The organism is Exiguobacterium sp. s140, from assembly GCF_018617035.1.
Taxonomy (GTDB): domain Bacteria; phylum Bacillota; class Bacilli; order Exiguobacteriales; family Exiguobacteriaceae; genus Exiguobacterium; species Exiguobacterium profundum.
Map to the genome: position 1 here is coordinate 1 of NZ_JACSJK010000010.1, position 5210 is coordinate 5210.

Here is a 5210-nt window from a genome sequence, read left to right on the forward strand (position 1 = left end):
TGTATGGCTGTTTTATGTATGGATTTTAGCTTAAAAACTGTAAGTTTGCGTGAAATGAAAACTCCACGCAAAGAAGGCGATGCTCTCAAGCCAAAGTCCGAAAAACGGACGAAAATCGACCGATTTCACAAACTTTCTTAGTGAAATCGGTCGATTTTTTAGTTTCTTAAGAGTAGAGTTCGATGAAGTAGAAAGCGATAATGAATAAGAGGAAATAAGACATAATGACCGTCGGTGGAGAAATGTTCTGCCCGTTGAACTTAGAAAAAACCCTTTCGGATAGGAACTCACTTGTCATTACGCTACCCCCGACAATTGCAGCGCCTAAGATGATGTTTATATCTGAAGTGAGAACGAAGAACGTGGCCAGAATAATCACGATAGTGGTTAAGAATGATGAAAAGAACTTCTGTTTATCCATGAGTTATGCTCCTCTTTTTATGGTGGGTTCGATATTTCTTTATACGAATCTTGTCTAAAAATAGGTTCAAAGAGCATAAGGGAAAACTGCTATCACTTTCCGTGATAGCCCAGGCAGAGCCTGGGGTTTCCGTGATATCACCAAAAGTCCGAAAATGGCACAAAATGTGCCACTAAACCATACGAATTGGCACGAAATGTGCCAGTCGAAAAGAAAGGAAATCTAACTAATGAGCAATATATTGCCGATCTTTTTTAGGGATTTAGCTATCAAAGGTATTTTCTCAGATGATGATTTGTTTGAAATTTTGACGTTAAAGGGTGGGAATGCGATGGCGCTGTTAGACATTACGGATCGTGCTTCTCAAGACTTAGATTTTTCAATCAAACAAGGCATTAGACTAACGCAAGATGAAGATGCGCCTAAGTTCAAAAAAGCTCTAGAACGTACTTTTGAAGAAGAAGGATACCGCGTAATAGATTTCAAGTTCGATGTGAAGCCAAAGAAAACCAAACGAGAGTTGCCACCTTTCTGGGGTGGTTACAGCATCAATTTCAAAGTCATGGATGAAGAGACATATGAGAAAACGTACGGCGTCTCTGATCAGAAACGATCGTCCATGGCACTACAACTCGAGGGTGGTAAAAAGAAAATTGAGATTGATATCAGTCTTGAAGAGTACACTGAAGACAGAATGCAAATGAAGCTAGATGAATACCAAATCCATATTTACAGCCCGTTGATGATTGTTTACGAAAAAATGCGTGCACTGTGCCAACAACTTCCTGATTACGAATATGCGTCTTTTGAAAAAACAAGAGCAAGAGATTTATACGACATCTACATAGCAATTCAAAAATCATCATCCTTAGAATTGAGGGGACAAATCCTAAGCCCAAGCAACGTTCATATCTTGAGAGAAATGTTTAAAGCGAAAAATGTTTCTTTAGAGTTGTTGCTGAAAATTGAATATTATCGAGAACAACTGGAGGATGACTTTAACCAAAGAGTGACGCCACAGATAGCTGATAGAAAAAACGTACCAGATTTCGATTTTCTGTTCGAATTCAATATTGAATTGATTAAAGAAGTCTATGCGTTATTGGAAGAAGGGTGAGCACTTAATCATTTAGTGAAAAACGACCGGGATAGTAAGTGTTTGATCCTAGATGGATTTTTTTATTGAGCAATTGATATCCAATGTACATTGTAAACTCTCGATCAATTAACGGTCTGATTAGCTTTAAACTATTCTCTTTGTAGTCAGTCAAAATCATATAAAAGGCAACGCAATTTTGATAAGGATAACGATAGTCGAGTTCTGCTAAATATCCAGTAAGCCTGTTTACGGATAGTTCATTGGCAGCATTAGAAAAAGCAACTGAGATCTCATCAGGCCCTCCGGCATAGTTAGGTCTTACTACACAATCGATAATCGTTCTTTCTAAATTTGTCACACGCACTTTTCGAGAAAGAAAGGGGGTTTTTCGGTTAACAACACCAAGGTTGTTGGTATGTTTCCCATTCAGCATGTGGACTCTGTATTCTTGTCCGTTATAGCTAAAAAGTGCGATTTGATTTGTTTTACGCATAGGGCGATTGAAAGCATAATCGATTTTCTTTTGAGTTAAAGTGTTATCTGGATCGGTAGGCTTTTTGCTTTGTTCGCGATTGATATATATATCCTTCGGAACGTTATTTATCAGATCGTTCAAGAACAATGCGCTGTAATGTGATAAATAAGATCCAGGCAAAAGACTTAATGCGACTTCGAAGGGATGAACAGAAGTCGAAATCCCTTTCTTTAAAGCATAACGTGAAGTTATAGAATGGTTAGGAAGAATAATTGTTACTTTTTCTAAAACGTCTAGTTCAATTAATGTATTAAGAAAGGTTCCGTATCCATAAGATCCTCTTAAAATCTTAGTGTGCTTTAACTCATTTAAGATATCAATCAAACTTACACGCGAAAATACCGAACCTCGCTCAACCATTAAATCAATAATATGGTTCAACTCTTTGGAGATACTTAACCAAGCAGCTGTTCTTTTGGAAGCGACCATTATTAATTTCTCCTTTTATTTTTCTCATTACTACTAGTATATATACTAGTAGTAAACAAAAGAAGAGAGAATTTTAATATCTATGGATACTACTAGTATATATACTAGTAGTATTACAAGCGTATTTAAATAAAAGGTTATGAACACTACTAGTATATATACTAGTAGTGTAGGAAAGACACATAAAACTTAAAAGTCAATATCAGCTTTGTTTCGAAGTCATGAACAAAAAAACATTGTCAGAAAATTGATGGAAGAGTAGAATAATCAGTAACAAAATACGGACGGAACAACAAAAAACGCCACTTCTCCCTTCGGCTTGTTTGGCGACAAGTTGAAGATCATTGAAGTGACGATTTTGAATAGCGAGTGCTCAGAACACTTGCTATTGAACCGTTGAAGTCACTGGTCCGTGACTTCAACTTAGATGCACCTATCATACTAAGGAAACCCGAAACATTCAAGGTTTTAGTATAAAAAAGGGCGTCGTTCAGTAGCGAGTTTCACGAAACTCCCTATTCGGACGACGTCCTTTTTCTATTGATTTTTTTACATATCAGAGTTCTGCACTCGCTCTTAAAACGAGTAGGTCCATCTAGCCGACGCAACAAAGTAGATCGGTCACCACGGCGGTTCCAGCATGTGGTGTGACGTTAGCAGGGGAAGGACGGAAAGCCCTGTACATAGCCTAAGTCCCTTCGGGGATATGGTAAAGATCGTTGAGAGGTTCAGACGGGGTCATATGGTACGACCGGAGGCAGTCCCACGACAAACGGTGGGGGAGTTCCTCGTAGGCGGCTGTATGATTGCTGTGACACGACGTATGACGGCTCTGGCCGTCGTGCAGTGGGTTATGTGACGAGTCGCCGAAAGGCAGCAAGGTAGGGCGTGGAAACGCCTTGTGTGCGCGAATGATGCGCAGCGAGTCACATGTCGGGGTTGAGACACCCCGGAGTCTTGGAACGCCTAGACATACGGATACCTCGTCTTGCACTAGACGGAGAACGTGGTGGGCAGATTTTAACCGCATCCTTTTTCAAAGGGGTTAGTCTGCCCATCCAGCCGTTTCCTTTCTTCCCTACCGGAGTATGCCCGGTGCGCTCTTGGGTTTCAAGTCTTTTTCTTTCCAAGTTCTAAAAAGAAAAGAACAAAGAGCAAACAGATCAGCGAGGAAGCAAGAGAAGATGCAAATTCATATGTGGCACGAGGAATACGAGCCTAGCGTAGTCTGGCGACGTGTTCCGCATGTGCCCCGACAAACGAGCGAAGGCGTAAACGCCGTAGCGAAGTGCGTTCAGAATATATTTAATTTTAAAGCTTAACCTTGGTACTTTATTTTCAATACTACTATCGATGTATTTCTTTTTTATAGAAAACTATGGTTAAGTTTTGTATAGATGAATATAGTTGTTCCTAAAATTGTATTTTTAATAAGGGGTGTAAACATGGAAGAAATCTTAGAATCTTTAAATGTTTTAATCTATGTCTTTTTGTTTTTGATCTTAAGTAATTTTGTGTATTTGCTTTTTTTGAAATCTAAAATTTCAAATTCTGTTTGGATTTTATTTAACTCATTTTTTATTTTAATAGGGGCAGTAATTTTATTATTTAATACTGGATACTTAGTAGATGAGTTAAATGGAGAAGGGAATCAATTCACATTTTATTCTACATTGTTAATGGTAGTCGTCTTTGTGATTTCAATTCCGTTTGCATATGAAAATATAAAAAAGAGCGACTGATAGTCGCTCTTTTTTATGGATTACATGCTTTAGCAATTGTTTTAGTTAAACTTGTTTCTGTGCGATGTGGCTCTAAGTTCCAAGGAGTTTTATACTTCCCATTGTTGGATTAAAGGTGTTAGCCCTATGAACTTCGAATAAAAAAGGTAAGAGGGAAGGTTAGTTAAAAGTTAGGAAGGAAGATGTGTGGCTATGAAGAATATGGAACTGACGATCTTTGAGGTGACCAAGTTGAATGAGGACATGAAGTTCCTCGATTTGGCGAAAGAGCATGCGCCAGTGGGTAAGGAGAAACTTCGCGAGGCTTTGAAGTCGGCTGGTGCGACGTTCGACCAACGGACCAAACGGTGGTACATCGACCGTAGCCATCCGAATGCAGGCAAGAAAGTGCTCGATTTTGTGCAATCGAGTCGTGTCAGTACACCGAAACCGAAGAAAATCACGTCTGAGCCGTTGAAGATCGACCCGGTCACGGGGCAGTCCCAGTTGGACGACGATTATTTCGCAATCGAGACAAGGCCCGAACAGATCGTCCGGAAGAAAGTCTCGTTGGACATGGATGTGGCGTTACATAAGCAATTGAAGCAGATCGCCCTGGAGAACGACATGAAACTCTACGAGTTGGTCGAGGGTGTGCTGCGAGATTACGTGAAGAAACGGAAGTGAAAAACTCGATGGTGATGTCGGAAAGGTTGAAAAAGGATAGTAAGTCAGAAGGGATCTTCATGTTTGTGAATGCGATGATCGCTATTGCGATTCAAAATTTTTCTGAGACAGTTGCAGATCCGAGACCTTTCTTGGTTGGATCATTCTTTTTCCTGTTCTTGATGTTCGGGATTTTCGCCTGGAATCGACGGGAGAACAAGTTGTTGTTCATTGGTACGTGGGTTGTATATGTATGGCTGTTTTATGTATGGATTTTAGCTTAAAAACTGTAAGTTTGCGTGAAATGAAAACTCCACGCAAAGAAGGCGATGCTCTCAA

Annotated in this window: 6 protein-coding genes and 1 pseudogene; 4 read left to right on the forward strand and 3 right to left on the reverse strand. The window is 39.7% G+C overall.

Annotation, left to right across the window (positions count from 1 at the left end):
• Positions 1-166 precede the first annotated feature (166 nt).
• Complete coding sequence (locus KNO61_RS16965; protein ID WP_214873985.1) at positions 167-421, reverse strand: hypothetical protein; 255 nt, start codon at positions 419-421, stop codon at positions 167-169.
• 229 nt (positions 422-650) lie between these two features.
• On the opposite strand from KNO61_RS16965, the gene KNO61_RS16970 reads away from it, so the two are divergent.
• Positions 651-1538 carry a nucleotidyl transferase AbiEii/AbiGii toxin family protein gene (locus KNO61_RS16970; RefSeq protein ID WP_214873987.1) on the forward strand — a complete coding sequence of 296 codons (888 nt, stop codon included), beginning with the start codon at positions 651-653 and terminating at the stop codon, positions 1536-1538.
• A gap of 4 nt (positions 1539-1542) precedes the next feature.
• Here KNO61_RS16970 and KNO61_RS16975 read toward each other — a convergent pair whose 3' ends face one another.
• A complete protein-coding gene (locus KNO61_RS16975; protein ID WP_214873989.1) occupies positions 1543-2484 on the reverse strand; it encodes a type IV toxin-antitoxin system AbiEi family antitoxin domain-containing protein in 942 nt (313 codons plus the stop codon).
• A 1445-nt stretch (positions 2485-3929) separates the two neighbouring features.
• Here KNO61_RS16975 and KNO61_RS16980 point away from each other — a divergent pair.
• Positions 3930-4226, forward strand: a complete 297-nt coding sequence (locus KNO61_RS16980; RefSeq protein ID WP_214873991.1) for a hypothetical protein — start codon at positions 3930-3932, stop codon at positions 4224-4226.
• Positions 4227-4239: 13 nt separating this feature from the next.
• Here KNO61_RS16980 and KNO61_RS17530 read toward each other — a convergent pair.
• A pseudogene (locus tag KNO61_RS17530) lies at positions 4240-4308 on the reverse strand (hypothetical protein); the annotation flags it as partial.
• 110 nt (positions 4309-4418) lie between these two features.
• Here KNO61_RS17530 and KNO61_RS16990 point away from each other — a divergent pair.
• Both KNO61_RS16990 and KNO61_RS16995 read left to right on the forward strand, forming a co-directional pair.
• On the forward strand, positions 4419-4892 hold the full coding sequence (locus KNO61_RS16990) for a hypothetical protein (RefSeq protein WP_214873995.1): 474 nt from the start codon (positions 4419-4421) through the stop codon (positions 4890-4892).
• 59 nt (positions 4893-4951) lie between these two features.
• Positions 4952-5155 (forward strand): hypothetical protein, encoded by a 204-nt coding sequence (locus KNO61_RS16995; RefSeq protein ID WP_214873993.1) that lies wholly within the window; start codon positions 4952-4954, stop codon positions 5153-5155.
• Positions 5156-5210 lie beyond the last annotated feature (55 nt).